The following is a 22,867-nucleotide window of genomic DNA, read 5'->3' as shown; positions in this document are numbered from 1 at the left end:
GGGTCATGATACTGAATATTGGTTATGGTATCAGTAACTTTCTTAAAGAGTGGTAGCAGTGATGAAAATAGATTTAACGGCGTATGAAGGATTAATCTTTGATATGGACGGTACGTTGATCGATACAATGCCAGCACATGTAAAAGCATGGCAGCAAACGGCTGAAGAGTTCGGCTTTCATTTCGAAGCATCTTGGCTGCACAGCTTAGGTGGCATGCCGAGTTATAAGATCGCGGGTGAGGTGAACAGTAAATACGGTTTGTCACTCGACCCACAAGCGGTATCTACGTTTAAGATGGCGTCGTTTGCGGCGATTGAAGACAAAGGAGATATTATTCCTTGTACGCATTCTCTTCTAATAGAACATCTAGGCAACAAGAAAATAGCGGTAGGGACAGGCAGCCAGCGTAAAAGCGCAGAACAGCTATTAGATAAAACGGATATCTTGAGCAAGCTGGATATTTTAGTGACAGCAACAGATGTGAAGAACCATAAGCCAAATCCAGATACCTTCTTGGACGCGTGTTTCGGTATGGGATTGCAACCCAAGCAATGTGTTGTGTTTGAAGATACTAATCTTGGTAAGCAGGCTGCTCATGCGGCGAATATGGATTGTATTCTGGTGGTCGAAGGGAATAAGTTAGAGTTCTATCCTGCACCAAGCTGATTGCTAAATTGTGATGTTACTGAAAGATAAGGCTGCTAAGTCAATGGCTCTCGGTCTGATTAAAGCCTAGCAGGACGGTGTAGATTTTTGCTAGGCGATTTCGCTCATTTCTTTGTCTAGAAATAAACAGACTTTGTTTCGACCTGCCGCTTTGGCCTCATATAACGCTAAATCGGCGCACTTGTAGTTAAGAGCAGGATCGCTGGTGATGTTAGTGATTCCGCCACTCACAGTCACTACGTTGTCGAGCTCAAGACTGACAGCGACTCTCAACCTGTTAAGGACGTATTCAGCTTCTTCTGTTGAAGTGTGAGGCAGAATAACACCAAACTCTTCTCCACCAATACGAGCAACAAAATCGGTTTCGCGACATTCGCGCTGGAGCACTTTAGCGACCGTTTGAATGACTCGGTCTCCGTAGTCATGCCCAAATCGGTCATTAATGCGTTTGAAGTAGTCAATATCCAAGATAGCTAAACAAGACTGCTCGCGAGTAGGGTAACGATTAACACGAGAGCATTCATCGCGCAGCTCAAGATCGAACTTGCGACGGTTCCAACAGCCTGCTAACGAATCTTTTTCACTTAGGTTTCTCAGTTTATTCTCAAGTTCTTTGTGTTTGCTTATATCGACAAATGACGCGACATAAAACTGAATCACATCTTTTGAGTCTTTAATCGTTTGGATTCGTAGTATTTCAGTGATCAGAGAACCGTCTTTGCGGCGATTTACCACTTCACCTTCCCATACTCCAGTCTTAGTAATAATGCTCCACATCTTTATGTAGAATTCTTGATTGTAGCGACCAGAGGCAAACATAGAAGGTTGGTGACCTTTTACATCTTCCAGGCTGTAACCACTTACGCGGGTAAACTCTTGGTTTACTTTGATTATTCGGTTGTTTCTATCGGTGATGACCAAGGCCGACATACCATTCATTGCTGCTTTAGCAAGTTGGCTATCAATGCTGTTCTTCTTGTGGTTTCGATTCCACAGCACAAACCCAGCAGAAATCATTGATATCAGTATCGTTAAGGTAATGATCTGTACGATGATAGCGTGGTGTTCTTGCTGATACTGGTTATTAAACTGATGGTTTTTAACGTGAAGAACCATATAAATAGGCCCTTCAAACTGATCTATCTTAGGGCTGATATCCGAGTGGAAATACCAGTTTTCGCCATCAAAATAGCTAGAGGACGTGTTGTCTTTAATTGCTTCCCATAACTCTGGATAGCGCTTGGCGTAAGTGATGTCAGCACGAGACTCAAGAACATGACCAAATGATTCTTCTGGGTCGGGACCCATGATGACATGGCCTGTTTTATTCAGGAGTACCGGAACAGCAGACGATGTTCCGATTTGATAATGCAGGCGATCATAAATCTCAAGCATATTGAGGTTTGCAATAAAGTAACCAATGATGCGATTTTTTGACGTCACAGGCGTCATGATACGAAGAGCCGGTATTAACGGATGAACTATTTCACCGTTTTCGACTTCTAGATCGATACCATTTGAACTAACTTGCCCAATGTCTAATTTTTGAAGAGTATCGAAGTAACTGCGCGCTGATTTGTTTTGCAGTTCCTTGTCTGCAACGACTGTGGCTTGGTTGTCTTTGTAGTTGATGCGGAACACTTCATTTCCTTGGATATCGAGATAACGAAGTTGTGAGTAATATTTTTGTCCGCGAGCAAGCATCACCCACAAGTCTTGCAGCGTTTCTTTGTGAATCGTTGAGGGTTCTTCAATGGCACGAAGAAGGGTTTGTGAATTTGCTATAGAGGGAACGGAGTTAGATATCTGCTCCACGATGACAGAAAGCTCGTGGAAGCTGTATTCAATTTGGTTTTGACTTGATTGCTTAATATTTAGCGTGTGCTGAGCATCTATCCGATCAAACTCAGAGTTAATATAGAGGGCAGGGACTAGTCCTAGGGCAAAAATGGTACATAGAAATTGGCTGACTAGTTTTTTTATACTCGTATTCATCACTGTCCTCAAAGAATCAGCGCAATACTATATATTTTATGGGGTTTTTAATGTGATCTTGACCCAGAACTTAAAACAAGCTTTGCATATAATCATGGTTTTAGTGCAACTTTTTGCAATTAAGCTTGCCAGTTGGACAATTAAGTACCACGAAAACTTTGCAGATCCGTTTGTGTTTAATTAAGTGTTTTGGGGTTGCTGATGGTCGTTCGGTTTGGTGGAAGTATATTGGGTTCAATAGGGATTCTATTGCAGAACTGCCAATAAGCGCAGTTAACATGTAACTGCGTTTATTGATGAATTATAAAGAATTAGTGAATCAATAAATCAGCTTAATCCGATAATGTTGCCATTGGCATCGATGTCGAGAGACATGAAAGCTGGTTTATCCGGTAAGCCAGGCATGGTCATTACATTGCCACACAAAGCGTAGATGAAACCTGCTCCGGCACAAAGCTTCAGTTCTCTAACGGGTACATCAAACTGGGTAGGCGCGCCTTTAACTTGTGCTTCTGTCGAAATAGATAGCGGTGTCTTTGCCAAACACACTGACAGGTTGCTGTATCCATGTTGATTGAATTCAGCGAGTTGTTTCCTCGCTAAAGGTGATAGCGAAATACTTGCTGCACCATAACCGACCTCGGCAACTGCCATTAGCTTTTCTTCTAAGCTCTGCTCCGACTCATAAAGCGGTTTAAAGTCGCTCTCGCTTTCACAAGCATTGACCACGGCTTGAGCTAACAACGTCGCACCTTCGCCGCCTTTACCAAAAGCTTCGCTGATTTCAACGGTCACATTCGGATCAAAATCGGTGATCAGCTGTTTCAACGTGTTCAATTCTTGAATCGAGTCTTGTGGGAATTGGTTGATGGCGACAACGGCAGGCACTTGGTATTGCTTAACGTTGTTGATGTGCCATTTTAGATTCTCAAAGCCAGCGATAAGGGCGTTTTGGTCATCATTGAAGATTGACTCTGGCAATGCTGTACCCGGTCTTAAATCGTATAAGCCTGAGTTAGCTTTTAGGCCACGTAGTGTTGCGACGATCACTGCGCAATCAGGTTTTTTATTCGATGCTTTAACCTTGATGTTGCACGCTTTTTCAAAACCCATGTCGGAGCCGAAACCGCCTTCAGTCACAACAAAATCACTCAGTTTGAGAGCAATCTTATCGGCAATGATTGAAGAGTTACCATGTGCAATGTTTGCGAAAGGCCCTGCGTGAATCAACGTTGGCACCCCTTCAAGTGTTTGCATTAATGTTGGTTCAATTGAATCTTTCATTGTTACGGTCATTGCGCCTGCAACGTTGAAGTCATCTGCGGTTAATGGCATGCTTTGGTGGTTATAAGCGAGTACCACACGACCAATACGCTTGCGCAGGTCTTGAAGGTCGTCAGCTAACGCAAGAATGGCCATGAGCTCTGAAGCGGCCGAGATATCAAAGCCATCTTCGCGTTCAAAACCGTTGATTGTTTTGTCTGCCTCGTTCTTACCGACAGTGATCATGCGCAGTGCACGATCATTATGGTCGAGCACGCGTCGCCAAACGATTCTGCTTGGGTCTATATCTAGCGCTTTTAAGCCAGAGCGTGCTTCAAAGGCTTCTAATCCTTCACGTTGCTCATGATACAAACGAGCGTCAATAGCGGCAGAGGCGAGGTTATGAGCTGCTGTCACTGCATGAATGTCGCCAGTTAGGTGGAGGTTTAACTGCTCCATTGGCGCCACTTGAGAATAACCACCGCCAGCAGCACCGCCTTTGACACCAAATACTGGCCCCATAGAAGGTTGACGAATACACGCCATCGCAGATTGGTTAATTTTAGCGAGACCTTGTGCAAGACCAATTGTGGTGACTGTTTTACCTTCACCGAGTGGCGTAGGTGTAATAGCAGTCACAACGATCAATTTGCCGTCTTGTTGCCCAGACAGGCGTTCAAGGGAGCTTAAAGAAACCTTAGACTTATGGAGTCCTAGCGGTTGATGTTCATCTTGATTCAGGCCTGCTTGTTCAGCAACCTCACTGATGTTTTTAAGGGGAGTAGAGCGACAAATATCAATATCAGATAGCATATTTGATCCTTATATCAGAACCGAAAGGTGGTACGTAAACGTTTGCGTGGCGATAGTACTGTATAATTTTGCCAAGTAAAGGCAAACCACACGAATTATGTGCTGGAAGATAACAGATCTAAAGAGTCATTGCGCGAGATCAAATCTTAAACAAGCAAAATATTCGATTTGATTACCTTTAATTGTGTTTGCATAAATAACGAATACAAAAAGGGCTGCATATAGCAGCCCTTCGATAAATGGGTAATCTAACTAGGCGTTAACCTCAACCAGTAGACAACCTAATAGGATCGATTAACGATCCCAGTATGTTTCTTCTAAGCTATCTTCACGTTCCGGTAGGGCACGAGAAAGGCGAGGTGAGTGTTGAGTCAATACCTCGTAGCTTACACGGTTGGCATACTTACAAATTTGAGACAATGACGAGTACGTTAGACAAGCGTGCTCGTGTTTCTCTGAGTTTGGCACATTCACGTGGTGGTAGCTGTTCGCTGCCATATCGTGTAGCAGTGCAGAAAGTGCACCGTCGCCTGCGCCATTGGTGTTCTTAATCTCAAGTGGACCACCAAGGTAAGGGCCAATGTGAGAGTACACTTTTACTGGGTCTACACAGTCTTGCTTACGCATAGCACGGCTAAATTCAAACTTGTTGAACTCAGGGATGTTACCCGGTAACAGTGGCAGTGTGGTTTCACGTTTCGCTAGTTCGTCCGTGTAACCTGCCATGTACAGGCCAATAGGGCCAGCGGTACATAAAACAAGGTCAACCCATTCAAGCGCTTTATTCGCTGCAAGTAATGGATCTTTTTCACCGGTTAGTGCTTCACCTTCGTCTTCGTTCATAGCGACGATAGTGACGTTCTCTTTCAGGTATTCTTGCCACCATTCAGCATTACCTTCGATCACGTATTTAGTACCAAGCGTCAGTACAACAGGCACATTGTGTGCTTTCGCATATTCAATCGCTTTTTGTACGGCTTTTGGCATTGGATCTTCAGGCTTGCCGCGCATTAGGTATGAAGATACAACCAATGCAGATGCTTTTTCGAAAATTTGCTCAGGAATACTTTCAGGAAGCAGTTGATTCATGTGTCCTTCGTTGATCGCAAACGTACGTTCGCCATCTTCGGTAATCAGCGTGTAACAACGACCAATTGGACCATCAACTGTTTGTAGGTGGTTTAAGTTCATGCGAGAAGAGGTACGGCAAAGGTAGCGGTAACCAAACGAGCCTACTTCGATTTTCTTAGACATAACGCCAAGCAGAACCGATTTGCTGTCTGCAAGAACAGAGTAGTTGTGCAGCGTATTACCAATGGTATCGCCAGGGTACTGATGCGTGATCAAACCACGTTCAACTAGCTCTTCGTACAGGGCATCGGCTTTACTTTCTTCCAGTACAAGCGAGTGACCTTTACTCAGTTCGTATTTTTCAAGGAACGCGTTGTCAACACGGGCTTCGATATCAACAATAGTTTGACCTACGCCGACAATAGTCGCGCGATGCAACTTAGGCGTTTGTTGAATTTGGTTGACCAACGGATCACGGGCGTGAGTTGGAAAATAGTGCTTAGATTTACGCTGTCCAGGAAACTTCATATGAAAAATACAGTGAAAAAATTTTGCCGCATGATATCACATTTTGTTTCTGTTTCTTTCATTTTTATTACATTTTGAATCACCTGCACAATGTCTGTACAGGTGATTCAAGCTCATTATTCCGTAGGGACTAACGTAGCAGGATCAACGTAAGCCTTTGTACCCCATAGAGGAACAGTGGAAAGGCTGTGTTTGAAGCTACCCTCTGTTTCTTTAGTGGTGTAAGACAAGTAGAGCAATGATTGATTCTCTGCGTCGTAGATGCGGCGAACTTTCATTGTTTTGAAAAAGATACTTTTCGATTTCTTAAATACCACTTCACCTGATTTACTCTTATCTATTTGAGCAATCATTTCAGGGGTGATTTCACCGGTTTGACGACAAGAGATTGAGCTATCACTTGGATCCGATAGGCTAAGGTTCGCTTCGATGGATGCGATATGACAAGTTACACCCGCGATCTTATCGTCGTCTAAAGAAGACATCTTGATATCCTTCATTGTGAAGAAACCAAGAGAAACGTCGCCAACCTCGTTGTCTGAGCAGCCAGCCAACAATGTCATGATACCAACTGCTATTAAGGCTTTTTTCATAAGAAGTCCTTTTTATTTATATAGTTCTGTTTACTATAGGAATATTGAAAGCTTGAATACGAGTGTAGAGCTTTTCACCGAGTTCTTAAAGGATGTTGTTGGAGAATGAAAAATATGAAGCATTTAAAGTACTTGTTGGCCTTGGTCATGCTCTGTATGCTCTCTGCTTGTAGCTCGGCACCTCAGTCGACCATATGTCTTCCAAATAACTGTGATATTTGGGGATACTAAACGTAGGTACTAATAGAATGAATAACGAAATACCTGAAAATGCACACAAGAAAAACCAATGGCTGTTCAGCCAACTCGACATTGCGTACCCCGCAAAAGAGAGCCTTCTCGGTCGAGACCTCTATAAAAGCAAGCTTCCTCAGAAAACGTATCAACTCCTCCCGCAAGATCAAACACCTACTCAACTAGACGAATTACACAAAGTCGACTTTCATAAACTGACGGTTCTGTTCTCGCTTAACCAAGCTAGCGCGTATCAAGATGAAAGCGAAAGAGCGCATATTTTAGAGTTCTTAAGCCAGATAATGTTGTCAGATGAGCATGAACTATATGTAGGCACCAAGAATGGCGATGTAGTGGCGAGTGCGATTGTTACTGCGACTGACGATTCAGTGCTGATCTCAGATGTCGTAAACCAGCATGACCAAGACGCTATTGGGTTTGCTAAACAGTTACACGAATTTTGGGCACAAGATCAAGTTTCTAGCCATAAAGTATGGTTGGAAAGCTAAAGAGTCTTTGAGAAAGCGTTAATCTGAGTACAATACACCGTCTTTTAAACAGGGTTCGGTATGTACAAGCTATTGATATCAATCGCTGTATTGTGTGTTAGCGCTTTTTCTACAGCTACTTACGCTAACAACTGGGATATCAAGCACATCCTAGTTATCCACTCCTATGGACCTTCCTATCAATGGACCGCCGATTTCCAAAAGGGAATAGATAGCGCGTTCAGTCAATCTCAAGTCGAAGTTAAACTTTCAATTGAGTACCTAGATACCAAGCGTATCAACAGTCCAGAATATTACGACTCTCTAGTCAACTACTTTGAAGCCAAGTATTCGGGTTACCACCTTGATGGCGTCATTGTTGCTGATGATAACGCTGCAAATTTTCTTGAATCCATAAGCTCTCTAATTGACCGAAATACACCTGTTGTTGCGGTAGGTATTAATGACACCAGTACCGACATGTACGCCATTACTGACAGAGCAACAGTGCTTCATGAAAATGACCATATCGACATAAACATCGAGTTGATCTCACAGTTAAGACCAAACCTTAAGAACCTGTACTTTGTAAATGATTACAGTGTCACTTCTGAGTTGATTCGCAAAGAAGTACAGAAGGTGATGGTTGATTTTCCTGATATCAATTTGGTTGAAATCCGAAACAAAACCCTTGAAGAGACGAGCCAGTACTTAAAAACTATTTCTGCTGATGATGCCGTTCTGCTGAGTCACTACAACACGGAACTCGCACAAGGCGTTTATCACTCTTATCAAGAGATCGCTGAAACCTTGTCAGTATCGAGTGCGGCACCTGTGTTCGCGCTGTGGCAGTTTTATATCTTAGGTGATGTGTTGGGCGGTTACGTTAATCATTCGCAAAGCATGGGAGAAGAGGCCGTTGATGCGTTAGACAAGTACGTATCGCTTGGTTTCTCTTCACCATTGGTGCCGGGTGACAACATACGCTTTGTGTTCAATTATCCTGCGATGAAAAAGTTCGGTATCGGTGAGAGTGCATTACCTGAAGAGTCGGTCGTTATCAATGAACCTTCTTCATTTATTCGTAAGAACTTCCAGCTGTTGATGGGTTTAACCATGGTGATTGCGGGCTTAAGCCTGATCATCTTGATGCAGTTCATCACCTTACGTCAGAAGAAAGAACTGGCAAAGAAGAACAAGCGGATCCTCGCTCTACAGAAGCAAACACTGAACGTTCAGAAAGACATGATTCATGTGTTAGGTGAAGCCATTGAAACGCGCTCGGGTGAGACAGGTAACCACGTTAAGCGCGTTGCTAAGCTGTCAGCACTATTGGCGAAGCATAGTGGTTTAAGTCACCGAGAAGTCGAGATGATAGAGATCATCAGCCCGATGCACGACGTAGGTAAAATTTCAGTGCCTGAATCGATTCTCGACAAGCCAGGTAAATTAACGGATGAAGAGTGGGAAGTGATGAAGTTGCACACGACGGCAGGCTACAATTTGCTGATCAGTGGAGCGGGTGACATCACTAACTTAGCGGCGATTATCGCCAATGAGCATCACGAGCGATGGGATGGTGAAGGATACCCAAATGGCAAGGCTGCTGATGAAATCCATTTGTTTGCGCGCATTACTGCCGTAGCCGATGTTTTCGACGCCTTGTTGAGCGCACGTTGTTATAAAGAGCCATGGCCATTAGAAATGGTTGTAGACCTATTTGAACGTGAGTGCGGTCGACAGTTTGATCCTGAACTTACTAAGCTGTTGTTGAAGCATTTACCAGAGTTTGTCGCGATCAGAGATACTTACCCTGATAGTTCCCATTCAGAACCTATTACATTAGCTGCTAATACTCAGGAAGCTAATTGTGCGTAAATTTAGCTCCTAGTTAGCTAGCTAGTTAGTTCTTAGTTAGCTCATAGTAGAGCGAGCAAACCCATTCATTCCGTCATCCATTCTACGTTACATATCCCACTTGTTTATATTTACATTTGAAACTGATTATCATTTATAAAATACGAAGCTAAAAACACTATTCATATTTCTCTAAGTTAGATGAAAATGCTTAAGCATATTGAATCATAAGGTGATCAGCTGCATATTTTGCAAAGAAAAATAACTAGGTTTCGGTAAAGTGTTAGCTTAATCATGCCGACTCTGAAGATAACCCTATAGGATAAAGCTTGGATTCAAAGCGAGTGGGATTTCTATGCGGTTGGAACAAACTAAGTGTGTAATTTTTGATTGTGACGGAACGTTAATCGATAGCGAAAGACTGTGCTGTCAGGCGCTGGTGAACGTATTTTCACGTTTTGGCGCTGATCTAAACGTGAACGACTGTTATGCCCATTTTCAGGGTGGAAAGTTGGCTGATATCTTGGTGGATACACAAGAACGCCTTGGACTTTCGATATCCGTTGATACGCTTGAACCCCTCTATCGCACAGAACTCGAAGCGCTTTTCCAACGTCACTTGAAGCCTATGGATGGCGCGATTGAGTTGATTGAATTTCTCAAACGACAAGACATCGAGTTTTGTATCGCTTCAAATGCGCCTAAATCGAGAGTCGAATCATCATTAGCAATGACGGGCATGCTCGACGACTTCAAAGGGAAAGTGTTTTCGGCTTTTGACGCAAATAGTTGGAAGCCGGAGCCTGACCTGATCATGTATACCGCAATGAACATGGGCTTTTTACCAAACGAATGTATTTATGTTGATGACACAGTGAAAGGCATTGAAGCTGGCGTTCGAGCTGGGATTCAATCTTTTAGATTACGACCAACGATTGAAGATTCATTGAATGATGATCCAGAAGCCGACATAGCAGAGCTAGCGGCTCAGGATATTTACAGTTTGGAAGAGATTTCAGTTTGGATTAATGGCAAGCATTGCTCAACGAGCGGTATACCGAACTCTGGAGTTTTGGTGGGGTAGTGCCTATTTGAAGGCTGACTATTTTACTAAATTGTTTTGTGTGGAAACCGCAAGATGCACACGTAAACTTCTCTCCGCTTTCTGAGAGCAGATATTCGTCGTGTTGGCATAGAGGGCATGTGATGTCTTCGTTGTTTGGTGCTTCTGTATTATTCATTATGTCACCTGCAGCAAGAGGGTAAGCGAAAATAAGACCCGTTTAACTAGATTACTCCTAAGCTCGATTATTAGACAGTTTTGCCCCTTCATAATCTCTCCTTTGCGACTTGCTTCATGGTAATGATAATCTCATCGTTAAAGACCATGTATTTCCTATTGGTATTGACGGAAGTTGTTATTGGTGGGAGTTGTTATTAACGGTCGCCAATAAAAAAGGACTCATTGTGAGTCCTTTTTAGTTTGTTTTCTATTCACGTTAGCTGGAAGCCACTTTAGCGTTGGTTTTGAACGTTATAGCTTTGGACTTTATAGCGTCGAGCCCTAAGTGCGGTATCTAGCCAAAGTTTGAGACAGAGACACTGACGCTTCAGTTAGCTTAGATACGCCATTTGAAGAGTTTTGAGCGACATCTTTAATCACATCTGATTGGCTACGGATATCGTTAAGTTCTGCTGCGATGGTATTCGCTACATTACTTTGCTCATCGGCAGAAGTGGCTATCTGAATACTCATGTCCATTAACGTATTAGCAGAAGCTGCGATAGAGTTCACGTCATCACCGATATTTGAAATCAGCTGGCTACTGGTTTGTGCTTGGTCAACCGTTTGTTCTGTGATTTTAGCGATGTTTTGGCTTTCTTGTTGCAGGCGCTCAATCATCGCTTGGATTTCAACGGTAGCCGATTGTGTTCTGCTTGCCAGCGTTCGTACTTCATCCGCAACAACTGCGAATCCACGACCTTGTTCACCCGCACGAGCCGCTTCAATCGCAGCATTCAGGGCAAGTAGGTTGGTTTGCTCTGAGATAGCGTTGATCGTTGTGATCACTTCGTTAATTTGGCTGGTGTTCACATTTAAGCTGGTAACCGAAGATGAGGTTTGCTCAATCAGAGAAGAAAGTGTGCTGATCTCTGAGATGGCTTGTTGAACCTTCGAGTGGCTATCGTTGATCTGCTGTGCGTCTTGTTCTGTTTGTTCAGTTGAACGTGCAGAGATATTCGACACTTCGTTAGCTGATGCCGTCATTTGGTCCATTGCGGTTGCAACAGAGTCAAGAGACGCGTTTTGGCTCATGATTTGTGTTTCGCTGCGCTTCATCTCTGTCTCGAAAGAAGCTGACGTTTCGCTTAGTGTCGTTGCGCTGCGGTTTACGTTGTTCACTAGCTCACTTAGCGTGTCCATTGAACGGTCAAGTGCGCACCCAATCGTACCAAATTCATCACGGCCAGGATGGAAGCCAAGACGTGAGGTTAAGTCACCGTCACCAATCTTCTGAGTGGTTGAGTAAAGAACCCATAAAGCACCACCTAGGAAGGTCGCAACCCAGTAACAGAAAAGACCAAAAGGCACACACCATAAAAGACTGAGTAATAAAGTGTACAGTGCTTGCTGCTTTTGGTTTTGTGTATCGTTATTTGAAACGGTAAGAGAGTAGTAGTGACCATCTTGTGCAATAGCCGTTGCGGTAACCGCGCCATTGTTAGCAATGATGGTTTCTTGAGGACGAGTTTGTTGGCTAACAGAACGAACAGAGGCAGGGGAATCTGACGCTGATAAAATCCCTTTGAGTTGATACTCAACCTGTTGTTTTGCACTCGCGTCAATTTGTTCCATTTTGTTGACGTAGTTGAGTCCAGCTAGGCTTGCCACAGCGGCAAAAAAGATTAAGAAAATGACCCAAAACTTGTCGTTGATAGACATTTTGATAAACAGCTTGTCTATCGTTCGAAATTGTACTTCTTTCATAAAAACTCCACGGTAAATCCTTTACCGTGGACTCTAAATAACCGACCTCAATAAAAATGTGATGCCAATCGACTAATTGTGAAAATTAATGATACCAACATATCGTTTATGAGATCTCAATCAAGTATTTATACAGCGTATAGGTTTATTAGCCTAATGAAGGTAGTAACCCTACTGAAATAAGGATTTGAATTGCAATGATAAACACGCCAACGCTGCCCGCTAAAAACAACGCTTTGCTTCCACCTAATACTTGGTAAGTCTCTTGAGTATTTTGGCCATCAACGGCGAAATCAGTGTAACGAACTTTGTAAACCATCACTGTCGGTAACAAGATTGCAAGTACTGCTAGCGCGATTGCTGCGTAACCCAGAGCCATAATAAAGCCTTGTGGGTAAAACAAAGCAAAGCCAAGTGGTGGAACAAAAGTGATCAATGCCGTTTTAACGCGCTTAGCGCTACCTAACTTATTGCTCAATGAATCGCCCATGAATTCGAATAGGCCCAAGCTCACGCCAATAAATGAGGTTAACAGTGCAAGATCGGCAAACACACCAACGATCACGCTAAGGTTAGATTGATGAACGGTCTGTGACAGTGACACTAACAGTGCGCCCAAACTGGTGTCTGACAATAGTTGCTCTTGGCTAATCACACCTAAAGTCACGCTCTGCCAGAAAACATAGATGACCAAAGGCAGTGCAGAGCCAATAATCATGACCTTACGTAAAGAGCGAACGTCACCATCTAGGTATCGAACAATCGAAGGGATGCTGCCGTGGAAACCAAAAGAGGTGAACACAACCGGAATCGCAGCAACAATCAGGCCTTGTTGTAAAGGCATGCTCATTAGGTACTGAGAAGTAATGTTAGGTGCTAGAAAGCTAAGTACTAGAACCATCGCGATTAGCTTTAAGCCAAACAAAACACGGTTAACTTTATCAACACTGTGTGTACCAATCGTCACAACGCCAGCAACTAACAGAGTAAATAGAAGGGTTGTGATTTGGCCGTTGAGTTCAATGCCCGCAATATCCGCAATACGTTGGTTGAATTGAGCACCACCGCCTGCAATGTAGGCCGCACATAAAGCGTAAAACAGAAACATAACGGCGAAGCTCGCAATCCACTTTCCTTTGGTCCCTAAAATTGTGTGAGCTAAAGTGTGTAGGGTTGCGTCTGATTCTGCGAACTGATGAAGCTCTACCATTAATAAAGCGGTAAAGGCCATCAATGCCCAAAGACATAACATTAAGAAAAGCGAAGTTGAGAAGCCAATACCTGCAGACGCAAGTGGAAGAGCGAGCATGCCAGCACCAATAGTGGTGCCTGCAATGATCAAAGTACTACCAAAAACCTTTGATTTATTCATTGTATATAATTCTTTACGTTAGAGTGTGTTTTCATTGTAATTCTTCTAGCTTAAGCGCATAAACCCAAAGAATATCTCGATTTTGAAGTATTCTGATTGAGTTTAATTCCAAATGCAATCTCTAATGTAATTAAAAATATCCACTGTAAATTAATGTTTACATTGGTGGGTGGCAGGGCATCGAAAATGCCTAAGCAAACGTTTGACCATGATCGGCTTCAAAATTTGTAGAGTAATTTGTTGTACTTGGTGTAAGGTGGCAGTACATATGTCGTTCGCGTATACCCCTTTAACGTAAACAAGCGTTAATGAACGCGAGTAGCTTCAAGCTATAAATATGGAATGGGTAGAGTAGAGTGCGTTCATCAAAGTGACATAATATAAGTCCAAGATGGTGCACTGGTTAACAGGACATTATGTCCACATCAAGGAATAGAGGGGGCACTATGAGTGACCAATCTTATAATGACGAAAGTCTTGAGTTGTTAGATGCTATGGAAATTGGCATTGATTTATCTGACTATGAACAAACAGTTAAACAATTAGCAGAAGAACTTTTTAAGTCTTCGAACTAAGTTTTACCTGAACTAAAGATTTCTGTAGTTCAACGTTCTCAAATTAGACAATTCTTAAACTGAGCAAATCTCATTCGCTCACACGTCATATCAAAACTATCCTCATTAAAGTTCGCGAAGATAAACGAGTACGTTTACCATGTTACTTAGTTCTCGATACTTTAATGAGGTTCAATGAACTTTCTCGCACACCTGCACATCGCCCAACACTGCAACAGTAACTTAGCCGGTAATCTGTTAGGTGACTTCGTTAAGGGTGACCCTAATAAACACTATTCAGATTCGCTTTCTAACGGGATAAGACTTCATCGATTCGTTGATAGTTATACCGACCGTCATGATGTGTCTCGTTCTGCAAAATCTCTCTTTTCAGATCAAACAAAGCGTTTTGCTCCTATTGCTCTCGATGTCTTCTGGGATCACTGCTTAGCCAATCATTGGGGGCAGTTCTCGACACAATCATTAGAGCACTTTTGTTCAGACAGTCATCAGCAGATTTTCGAACATCAAGAGTCACACTGGCCTGAGAACTTCATTACTATTCATCAGAAGATGGCGGAACAGCGGTGGTTGGAAAGCTATCAAGACATGTCTTCCATTGAGTTGGTATTACAACGAATGGCGTTAAGAAGGCCTAAGCTAGGTATGCTCAAAAACTGTTATGACGACCTAGAACGCCACTATGATAAGTTGCAGTGTCACTTTAATGAGCTATATCCAAGCGTTTTAGAAGAAGCAAACCAGTTTAGTGCGCTTCAATTGACGAAAAATCAAAAGGAAAGGTAAACAGCGTAATGCAGGTTTGCTACAATCCGCGCCTATTTAATCTTTGAGCATCATACTATGTCTGAACCTACTAAATCTTTTAACCAACTTGGATTGTCTGACCAATTGCTTACAACACTCACCGAGCTTAACTTTACGGCTCCAACCAGTGTTCAAGAGCAAGCGATTCCATTGGTGCTAGAAGGCAAAGATGTATTGGCTGGTGCGCAAACGGGTACGGGTAAAACGGCTGCTTTTGGTTTGCCGATTATTCAAAGATTAATCGAGACTAAAGACAACGTTATCCCAAACCCTAAGTTAGTTCGTGCATTGGTGTTAGTGCCAACACGTGAACTAGCACAACAAGTGTTTGATAACGTCACCAGCTACGCGAAAGGTACCGACATTAAAGTGGTTGTGGCTTACGGTGGCGTTAGCATGAAGGTTCAAACTGATAACCTACGTGGCGGCGCAGATATCTTAGTGGCAACGCCTGGTCGTCTTATCGACCATATTTTCACTAAGAACATCGTACTAAACCACACTGAAGTGTTGGTACTTGATGAAGCGGATCGCATGTTGGACATGGGCTTCATGCCTGATATTAAACGCATTCTTTCACGCATGAATGACGTTCGTCAGACCCTGTTTTTCTCGGCAACGTTTGATAATAAGATTAAGACGATTGCTCACCGTATGATGCAGTCGCCAAGTGAAATTCAAGTCACGCCAAAAAACAGCACTGCGGACACGGTTACCCAGATGGTTTATCCGGTTGATAAATCACGTAAGAGTGAACTGCTGGCTTACTTGATCGGTTCAAAGAACTGGCAACAAGTGTTGGTATTCACTAAAACTAAGCAGGGTACGGATGCTCTGGTTAAAGAACTTAAGCTAGACGGCATTAAAGCAGCATCAATCAATGGTGATAAGAGCCAGGGTGCGCGTCAAAAGGCACTGGACGATTTCAAATCAGGCAAGGTACGCGCGTTGATTGCAACCGACGTGGCAGCTCGTGGTATCGATATTCAACAGCTAGAACAAGTGGTTAACTATGACATGCCATTCAAAGCTGAAGATTACGTACACCGCATTGGTCGTACAGGCCGCGCAGGCAACAGCGGTTTAGCGATTTCTTTGATGAGTCAGGATGAAGCTTACCTACTGGGTGATATTGAACGATTACTGGATACACGTTTACCTCAAGAGTGGCTAGAAGGCTTTGAACCAAGCCTTGAGAAAGACGTGGCACCTGATCGCGGTGGTCGCAGTAAGGGTCGCTCATCAGAAAAACGTAAGATGAAAGCAAAGCTTAAGATTCACCAAAACCGCGGTAAAGCACGTCGCTAATAAGCCGATTTAAAGAACTAGATTAAAGATCTATACATATAAAAACGCGCCGTTACAGTTGGTTCTGTAACGGCGCGTTTTTGTATTAAGTACACTTGCTTCGGACTTGGAGAACAGTATCAGGATTTATTGTGTTCTGGATTACACTTCCACACGCACGGCACTTCGTAAATTAGCTCTTCAAGAGTCTCCGGGTTAAGTACCCATTTCTCCTCAATACTAAATTGATTGATCATCTGCGAATTGAACATTTGCCAATGCTTCATTAAAGCTTCCTCTGCACTCGTTTCCATGTCGCCTTCGTTCCAAGTGCTTTCCATGAAAGGAGTTAAACAAACCGCTCCGTTGGCGAACATGATCATTTGCCATTTTATTTCGAAAATATTAACGGTTTTTTCCGGATTTGCTTTGTTGTATTGGTCAGCCAACATATTGATTTCGTACTCAAGGTCGCCCACGTTGTCGATGAAGTAATCGACGAGGTTGTCTTCTTGACGTACAGAATCCGAGAGAAGTTGCATCGGTCTGCGTGAGTGAATCATGTTGGTAAAAAGGCGCATCGCGAATAAATAGATCGAAATATTTGGCGCAATGTCTTTTGGTAACTCTTGCATGATTTTGCTGATATAAGACTGAAAATATGCGTGTAAACAATCACTTATTGCATGCCATATCTTCTCTTTGCTACCAAAGTGATGGCGAATGAGGCTATGAGATACCCCAGCTTTTTCGCTGATATTACGTAACGAAACTCGTTCATAACCTGCATCACAAAACATATCTGCTGCAACAGCCATTATTTGAAATCGAGTCTCTTCAGCGTCTTTAGCGCTTCTTCTACCTTGTTTCTTTTCAGTCATCTTCATTTCACACATTTACCTGATTACCACATTCTACACTGTTTTTACTCAAATAAAAAATACTGCACAGGTGGAAAGTAAAGCTTGTGGATTCCGAGATTTTGAATATACTGCCCACCTGTGTAATAAATCATAATAATTAAATGGAGAAGCATCATGCAATCCAAGTTGTCTATTCAAGCCAAGACGGGTAAGCAGATAGGAGTGGCGTTTGCTGCACTATTACTCGCAGGCTCTTTGACTGGATGTAATAAGGTTCAGTCAGAAGAAACGGTTCAAGTTGTTAAGCCAGTCAAACTGTTTGAGATCCCTCAGCAGACGGATATCGAGCTTGATAGCTTTATCGCAAAAGTGGATGCGACCGACCGTGCCGCACTTTCATTCCAAGTGGGTGGAGATATTGAAACGTTCTCTGTTCGCATGGGACAAGAGGTGAAGAAAGGCCAAGTACTCGCTGTGCTAGATGCAACGGACTACCGTATTGCGGTTGATGCAGCTCAAGCAAAATTTGATCTGGCGAACAGCCAATACAAGCAAGCGTCAGAGTTGTACTCGAAGAAGCTTGTAAGCACCGATTACTACGACCAAGCCGTAAACACCTTTACTGCCGCTGAAGTTGAGTTGGACCAAGCACAAACAAACCTTGGTTACACCACATTAGTTGCTCCATTCGATGGCGTGGTATCGATGGTGTTTGGTAAGCAATATCAGTTAATCGCTGAAAAGCAGCCGGTACTTAATATTTTGAATCACAGCGAGATGGATGTGACTTTCTCTATTCCTGTTTCAAAGCTTGAAGACCGTTCTATTCAAGACCTAACCAACTCAAACATGTGGGTTGTGATGGATAGCCACCGCGGCATTCGTATCCCAACACGTTTTAAAGAGATCTCAACGCAACCAGACGAAGACACCAACAGCTACCAAGCAGTTGTGTCTATAGAAAAACCTGAAGGTATTAATCTGCTTTCTGGCATGACGGCACAAGTTGAAGTTCAGAAAAATAAGTCGGACTACGGTATTGGCATTGTTGATTCAGCTTGGTTAAGCAAAGAAGCAGACCACGGTGAACTGTGGCGCTACAACCCAGAGTCTCAATTGATTTCTAAAGTACAAGTCACCCTTGATGGGCAAGGCAAGGTTATTGAAGGCCTGTCTTCTGGCGACTTGATCGTAGAAGCGGGTGTCGATGTGTTATCTGATGGGCAACAAGTAAAAGCTTGGTTACGTGAGGGCGGTATTTAATGAACCTTTCCAAATTATCAGTTGTGGTTGTATCTGCGTTATTGCTTCAAGCTTGTAATAGTGGAACTGACCACCGTGAGCAACCTTCACTTTTGGTTTCAACCTTTGAAGTAGGTGCACCACTGACTGATCAATTCAGAAGTTTTAACGGACAGGTGATGCCTGCTGAACTCACACCATTGGCATTTAAGCTTGCTGGTGAGATTCAACAAGTATTGGTTGAAGCCGGTGACAACGTAGAAAAAGGTCAGCTACTGGCGACCTTAGACAACGCGACATACCTTCAAGATCTGACAGACGCTAAATCTCAATTCAAATTAGCGAGTAAGCAACTGGCGCGTGGTTCTGAGATGTTTGACAGCAAGATGTTGTCGCAATCAGAACACGACCAACTGACCGCTAACTACAAACTGGCATCGGCTAATTTGGCGGCGGCAGAGCGTAAGCTGAGTTACACAGAGCTTTTAGCACCATTTTCTGGCACGGTTTCAACCGTCGATAAGCAACGTTTCGAAAACACCACACCGGGTGAAACGTTACTCAGCGTGTACCAGAACGACAAGGTGTATGTGCGAATTCAAGTATCAGATTCGATCTTAGCGTCTATAAGCCCAGATATGCGTTCGAACAGTTATCGACCTGATGCAACCTTTGGCGGCCACTCTGGAAAATACCCTCTAACGTATCTAGAGCACACCAGTGAACTGCACCCACAATCTCGCACCTACGAGTTTTGGATGCAGATGCAACAACCTGAAAGTGAAATTCTGCCGGGTACCAGCGTTACGGTCAATGTCGATATGGCGAAAGCGGGCCTGAGTGATGTTCAAGGTTACCAGTTGCCGATGACGACGCTACAAGCAGGCGCTGAAGCGAACCAATTTTACGTGTGGAAAATGGAAGACGGCCAAGCATTCAAAAGCGAAGTGGAAGTCGACAAGATCAGCGGCCAAGGCGCACTTATCGCGCATGGCGTTGAACAAGGTGAGCTACTCGTAAATTCGAATCTAAGAAAACTCCGTGACGGAATCAAATTGTCAGGAAAAGCAGAATGAACATCGCAGAATATTCAATAAAGAACAAAGTAATCAGCTGGCTGTTTCTAGTCATTTTGGCCATTGGCGGTGTGACGTCTTTTGGTAATCTATCCCGTTTAGAAGACCCAGCTTTTACCATTAAAGATGCAATGATTATTTCAACTTACCCTGGCGCTACGTCAATGGAAGTTGAGGAGGAACTGACTTATCCCCTTGAGAAAGAGATAAGACAGCTCCCTTATATCGACAAGATCACTTCGACCTCGTCGAATGGCATGTCTCAAATTATGGTCAGCATGAAGATGGACTACGGTCCAGACGAGCTACCACAAATCTGGGATGAAATGCGTCGTAAGATCAACGATCTACAGCCAACACTACCAAGTGGTGTTAACTCAGTTCAGATCATTGATGATTTTGGTGACGTATTTGGTGTGATGATCATGCTGACTGGTGATGGCTACGATTATGTCGAGCTAAAGCAGTATGCGGATTATCTAACGCGTGAAATCGAGCTGGTCGACGGTGTAGGTAAAGTAAGCATCGCAGGTGACCAACAAGAGCAATTGTTTGTTGAAATGTCACTTGAGCGTTTAGCGGCGCTTAACCTAGATATGTCGACGGTAACGTCACTGTTAGCACAACAAAACAGTGTGGTATCGGCAGGCGAGGTTATGTTGAATGGCCAAAGCCTAACGATTAAACCGAACGGTACGCTGAGCACAGTTGAAGAGCTAGAAAACCTGATCATTCATGGTCGTGATACGGGTAACCTAATTCGCTTGAAAGATGTCGCTGAGGTTACTCGCGGTATCCAAGAAAAACCGGGCAATGTACTAACTTACAACGGCAAACCAGCGATCAACCTAGGCATTGCGTTCTCTTCAGGCGTAAACGTCGTTGAGATTGGCAATGCGCTAGATGCCGAGCTAGACCGATTAGAAAGCATTAAACCTGCTGGTGTAGAGCTGAACTACTTCTACAACCAAGCGCAAGAAGTAGACAAATCAGTGGCTGACTTCCTAATCAGCCTAGTAGAAGCCGTTGCTATCGTTATCATCGTACTGCTTTTTGCAATGGGTTTACGCAGTGGTTTGATCATTGGTTTGGTACTGCTATTGACCGTATTCGGTACGTTCATTCTTATGGACTACAACGATGTCGAACTGCACCGTATCTCGCTGGGTGCCTTGATCATCGCACTCGGTATGCTGGTGGACAACGCGATTGTTGTCGTTGAAGGTATATTGGTTGGCTTGAAGAAAGGTAAGACCAAGCTTCAAGCTGCAAAAGACATCGTGACACAAACACAATGGCCACTATTGGGCGCGACCATTATTGCTATTACCGCTTTTGCACCTATCGGACTATCGAAAGATGCAACGGGCGAGTTCATGGGTTCATTGTTCTGGGTACTGTGTTTCTCGTTGTTCTTGAGTTGGGTAACGGCGCTAACACTAACGCCATTCCTGGCTGAAATGTTGCTTAAAGAAGAAGACAAAGTCGATGAGAACGAAGACCCATACAAAGGTATTCTGTTCGTTGTATTCGGTGCGTCTCTGAAATTTGCATTGCGTTTTAGATGGTTAACTGTTGTCAGCATGATCGTATTGCTCGCCGTGTCTGTGGTTGGTTTTGGTAAGGTGAAGCAACAGTTCTTCCCGCCATCAAATACACCGATGTTCTACGTAGACATGTGGATGCCAGAAGGTACGGATGTACGTGAAACGATCAAGCAGACTGAAAAGGTTGAGAGCTACATTCGTCAAGAAGACGACGTAGAGTTTGTAACCACGACGGTTGGGCAGGGCATGCAACGTTTCGCTCTGACATACCAACCAGAGAAAAGCTACGAAGCGTACAGCCAGTTACAAGTAAGAACCACTGACCGTGACACCATGTTTAAGGTTCTAGCGGAGTTAGACAAAAACTTAGCGAACGAATTTGAGCAACCGACATTCCAGTTCAAACTGATTGAGTTTGGTCCGTCACCGGCTTCAAAGATTGAAGCGCGCATTATCGGTGCTGATCCTCAAGTATTACGTAGCATTGCAGTTGAAGTCGAAGACGTCTTACTTGCCGATCCAGGCTCACGAAATGTTCGTCACGACTGGCGTGAACGCACTAAAGAGCTAGTGCCACTGTTTAACGAATCAAAGGCTCGTCGCCTTGGCATTTCAAAAACTGATCTGTCTGAGACGTTACAAATGGCGTTCGGCGGTTACAACATCGGTTTACTGCGTGATGGTACTCATATGTTACCTATCGTGGCGCGTTTACCAGAAGAAGAGCGTTTTGATTTTGAATCACTGAACAATGTGAAGATTTGGAGCCCATCGCTACAAACTTACATTCCTGTTGAACAAGTGATTGATGGAGTAGAGCTTCAATGGTCTGAACCACTAATTCAACGTCGTGACAGAAAACGTACGCTAACGGTATTGGCTGACCACGATGTTCTTGGCGATGAAACGCCAGCGAGTCTGTTTGCTCGTGTGAAACCAAAGGTTGAAGCATTAGATTTACCTGAAGGCTACAGCATTAGCTGGGGTGGTGAGTACGAAAGTTCGAAAGATGCACAAGAATCTCTATTTGGTTCACTGCCAATGGGTTACTTGCTGATGTTTATCATCACTATGCTTCTGTTTAACTCGCTTCGTAAGCCACTTGTGATTTGGTTTACGGTACCACTCTCTATCATTGGTGTTTCGATTGGCCTGCTAGGTACTAATATGCCATTCAGCTTCACGGCGTTCTTGGGCTTACTGAGTCTAAGCGGCATGATCTTGAAAAACGGTATCGTACTGCTTGACCAGATCAACACTGAACTCTCAACAGGTAAAGACCCATATTTAGCGGTTGTCGACAGTGCGATTAGTCGTGTACGACCGGTATCTATGGCAGCATTGACGACTATCTTGGGTATGATTCCTTTGGTATTCGATGCATTTTTCGGCTCGATGGCGATTACCATCATGGCAGGCTTAGGCTTTGCTACAGTACTAACGCTAATAGTAGTACCAGTGATGTTCGCTATTCTATATAGAATCAAACCGTCCACTGCGGGTTATTAGGGAATGATATAAAACAGATTCTTTTAAGCCAGCCCAGTCAATTTTGACTGGGCTTTTTTATGGGTGTGATTTGGCGATATAAGATCGTGTT

The 22,867-nt window shown here is 43.5% G+C and carries 18 protein-coding genes; 10 read left to right on the top strand and 8 right to left on the bottom strand.

The window, feature by feature from the left end; all coding sequences use genetic code 11:
* Window positions 1–61 precede the first annotated feature (61 nt).
* Window positions 62–667: a beta-phosphoglucomutase family hydrolase gene (locus QUF19_RS25315; protein ID WP_102352214.1), complete on the top strand. Its 606-nt coding sequence runs from the start codon at window positions 62–64 to the stop codon at window positions 665–667.
* Between the two features lie 90 nt (window positions 668–757).
* Here the strand turns inward: QUF19_RS25315 and QUF19_RS25310 are convergent, their stop codons facing one another.
* The 4 genes from QUF19_RS25310 to QUF19_RS25295 form a co-directional block, all read right to left on the bottom strand.
* Complete coding sequence (locus QUF19_RS25310) at window positions 758–2,662, bottom strand: sensor domain-containing diguanylate cyclase (RefSeq protein WP_286300925.1); 1,905 nt, start codon at window positions 2,660–2,662, stop codon at window positions 758–760.
* Between the two features lie 327 nt (window positions 2,663–2,989).
* Window positions 2,990–4,738, bottom strand: coding sequence for a formate--tetrahydrofolate ligase (locus QUF19_RS25305; protein ID WP_286300924.1), 1,749 nt, complete (start codon window positions 4,736–4,738; stop codon window positions 2,990–2,992).
* A 294-nt stretch (window positions 4,739–5,032) separates the two neighbouring features.
* Window positions 5,033–6,337, bottom strand: a complete 1,305-nt coding sequence (locus QUF19_RS25300) for an inosine/guanosine kinase (protein ID WP_102413509.1) — start codon at window positions 6,335–6,337, stop codon at window positions 5,033–5,035.
* Window positions 6,338–6,453: 116 nt separating this feature from the next.
* Window positions 6,454–6,930: a CreA family protein gene (locus tag QUF19_RS25295; protein ID WP_102434919.1), complete on the bottom strand. Its 477-nt coding sequence runs from the start codon at window positions 6,928–6,930 to the stop codon at window positions 6,454–6,456.
* Window positions 6,931–7,178: 248 nt separating this feature from the next.
* Here QUF19_RS25295 and QUF19_RS25290 point away from each other — a divergent pair, with 248 nt between their 5' ends.
* From QUF19_RS25290 to QUF19_RS25280, 3 genes are all read left to right on the top strand, one after another.
* Window positions 7,179–7,673 carry a hypothetical protein gene (locus tag QUF19_RS25290; RefSeq protein ID WP_286300915.1) on the top strand — a complete coding sequence of 165 codons (495 nt, stop codon included), beginning with the start codon at window positions 7,179–7,181 and terminating at the stop codon, window positions 7,671–7,673.
* Window positions 7,674–7,733: 60 nt separating this feature from the next.
* The gene (locus QUF19_RS25285; protein WP_286300913.1) at window positions 7,734–9,530 is read left to right on the top strand and encodes an HD domain-containing phosphohydrolase; all 1,797 of its coding nucleotides are present in this window, start codon (window positions 7,734–7,736) and stop codon (window positions 9,528–9,530) included.
* Window positions 9,531–9,864: 334 nt separating this feature from the next.
* A complete protein-coding gene (locus tag QUF19_RS25280; RefSeq protein ID WP_286300911.1) occupies window positions 9,865–10,593 on the top strand; it encodes an HAD-IA family hydrolase in 729 nt (242 codons plus the stop codon).
* On the opposite strand, the gene QUF19_RS26535 is transcribed toward QUF19_RS25280, so the two are convergent.
* From QUF19_RS26535 to QUF19_RS25270, 3 genes are all read right to left on the bottom strand, one after another.
* A complete protein-coding gene (locus QUF19_RS26535; RefSeq protein ID WP_080585209.1) occupies window positions 10,535–10,750 on the bottom strand; it encodes a hypothetical protein in 216 nt (71 codons plus the stop codon). The two genes, QUF19_RS25280 and QUF19_RS26535, sit on opposite strands and share 59 nt — an antisense overlap.
* A 323-nt stretch (window positions 10,751–11,073) precedes the next feature.
* On the bottom strand, window positions 11,074–12,498 hold the full coding sequence (locus tag QUF19_RS25275) for a methyl-accepting chemotaxis protein (RefSeq protein WP_286300909.1): 1,425 nt from the start codon (window positions 12,496–12,498) through the stop codon (window positions 11,074–11,076).
* Between the two features lie 148 nt (window positions 12,499–12,646).
* Complete coding sequence (locus QUF19_RS25270; RefSeq protein ID WP_102434913.1) at window positions 12,647–13,870, bottom strand: aromatic amino acid transport family protein; 1,224 nt, start codon at window positions 13,868–13,870, stop codon at window positions 12,647–12,649.
* 446 nt (window positions 13,871–14,316) lie between these two features.
* On the opposite strand from QUF19_RS25270, the gene QUF19_RS25265 reads away from it, so the two are divergent.
* From QUF19_RS25265 to QUF19_RS25255, 3 genes are all read left to right on the top strand, one after another.
* Window positions 14,317–14,445: a hypothetical protein gene (locus QUF19_RS25265; protein WP_017059831.1), complete on the top strand. Its 129-nt coding sequence runs from the start codon at window positions 14,317–14,319 to the stop codon at window positions 14,443–14,445.
* Between the two features lie 174 nt (window positions 14,446–14,619).
* Window positions 14,620–15,231, top strand: a complete 612-nt coding sequence (locus QUF19_RS25260; protein ID WP_017105911.1) for an acyl carrier protein phosphodiesterase — start codon at window positions 14,620–14,622, stop codon at window positions 15,229–15,231.
* A 57-nt stretch (window positions 15,232–15,288) separates the two neighbouring features.
* Window positions 15,289–16,560 carry a DEAD/DEAH box helicase gene (locus QUF19_RS25255; protein ID WP_102434911.1) on the top strand — a complete coding sequence of 424 codons (1,272 nt, stop codon included), beginning with the start codon at window positions 15,289–15,291 and terminating at the stop codon, window positions 16,558–16,560.
* Between the two features lie 119 nt (window positions 16,561–16,679).
* On the opposite strand, the gene QUF19_RS25250 is transcribed toward QUF19_RS25255, so the two are convergent.
* On the bottom strand, window positions 16,680–17,426 hold the full coding sequence (locus QUF19_RS25250; protein WP_286300899.1) for a TetR/AcrR family transcriptional regulator: 747 nt from the start codon (window positions 17,424–17,426) through the stop codon (window positions 16,680–16,682).
* 150 nt (window positions 17,427–17,576) lie between these two features.
* Between QUF19_RS25250 and QUF19_RS25245 the strand changes: the two genes are divergently transcribed.
* The 3 genes from QUF19_RS25245 to QUF19_RS25235 are packed head-to-tail and all read left to right on the top strand — an operon-like array spanning window position 17,577 to window position 22,776.
* Window positions 17,577–18,665 (top strand): efflux RND transporter periplasmic adaptor subunit, encoded by a 1,089-nt coding sequence (locus QUF19_RS25245; RefSeq protein WP_286300897.1) that lies wholly within the window; start codon window positions 17,577–17,579, stop codon window positions 18,663–18,665.
* The gene (locus QUF19_RS25240; protein ID WP_286300895.1) at window positions 18,665–19,720 is read left to right on the top strand and encodes an efflux RND transporter periplasmic adaptor subunit; all 1,056 of its coding nucleotides are present in this window, start codon (window positions 18,665–18,667) and stop codon (window positions 19,718–19,720) included. Before QUF19_RS25245 ends, QUF19_RS25240 begins: the two co-directional genes overlap by 1 nt.
* Window positions 19,717–22,776, top strand: coding sequence for an efflux RND transporter permease subunit (locus QUF19_RS25235; protein WP_102434907.1), 3,060 nt, complete (start codon window positions 19,717–19,719; stop codon window positions 22,774–22,776). The genes QUF19_RS25240 and QUF19_RS25235 overlap by 4 nt, the downstream gene beginning before the upstream one ends.
* The last annotated feature ends 91 nt before the right edge of the window (window positions 22,777–22,867 follow it).

This window comes from Vibrio sp. FE10, assembly GCF_030297155.1.
Lineage (GTDB): Bacteria > Pseudomonadota > Gammaproteobacteria > Enterobacterales > Vibrionaceae > Vibrio > Vibrio apostichopi.
Note: the sequence above shows the minus strand (reverse complement) of the source record. Positions and strands in the feature narration are given on the sequence as shown.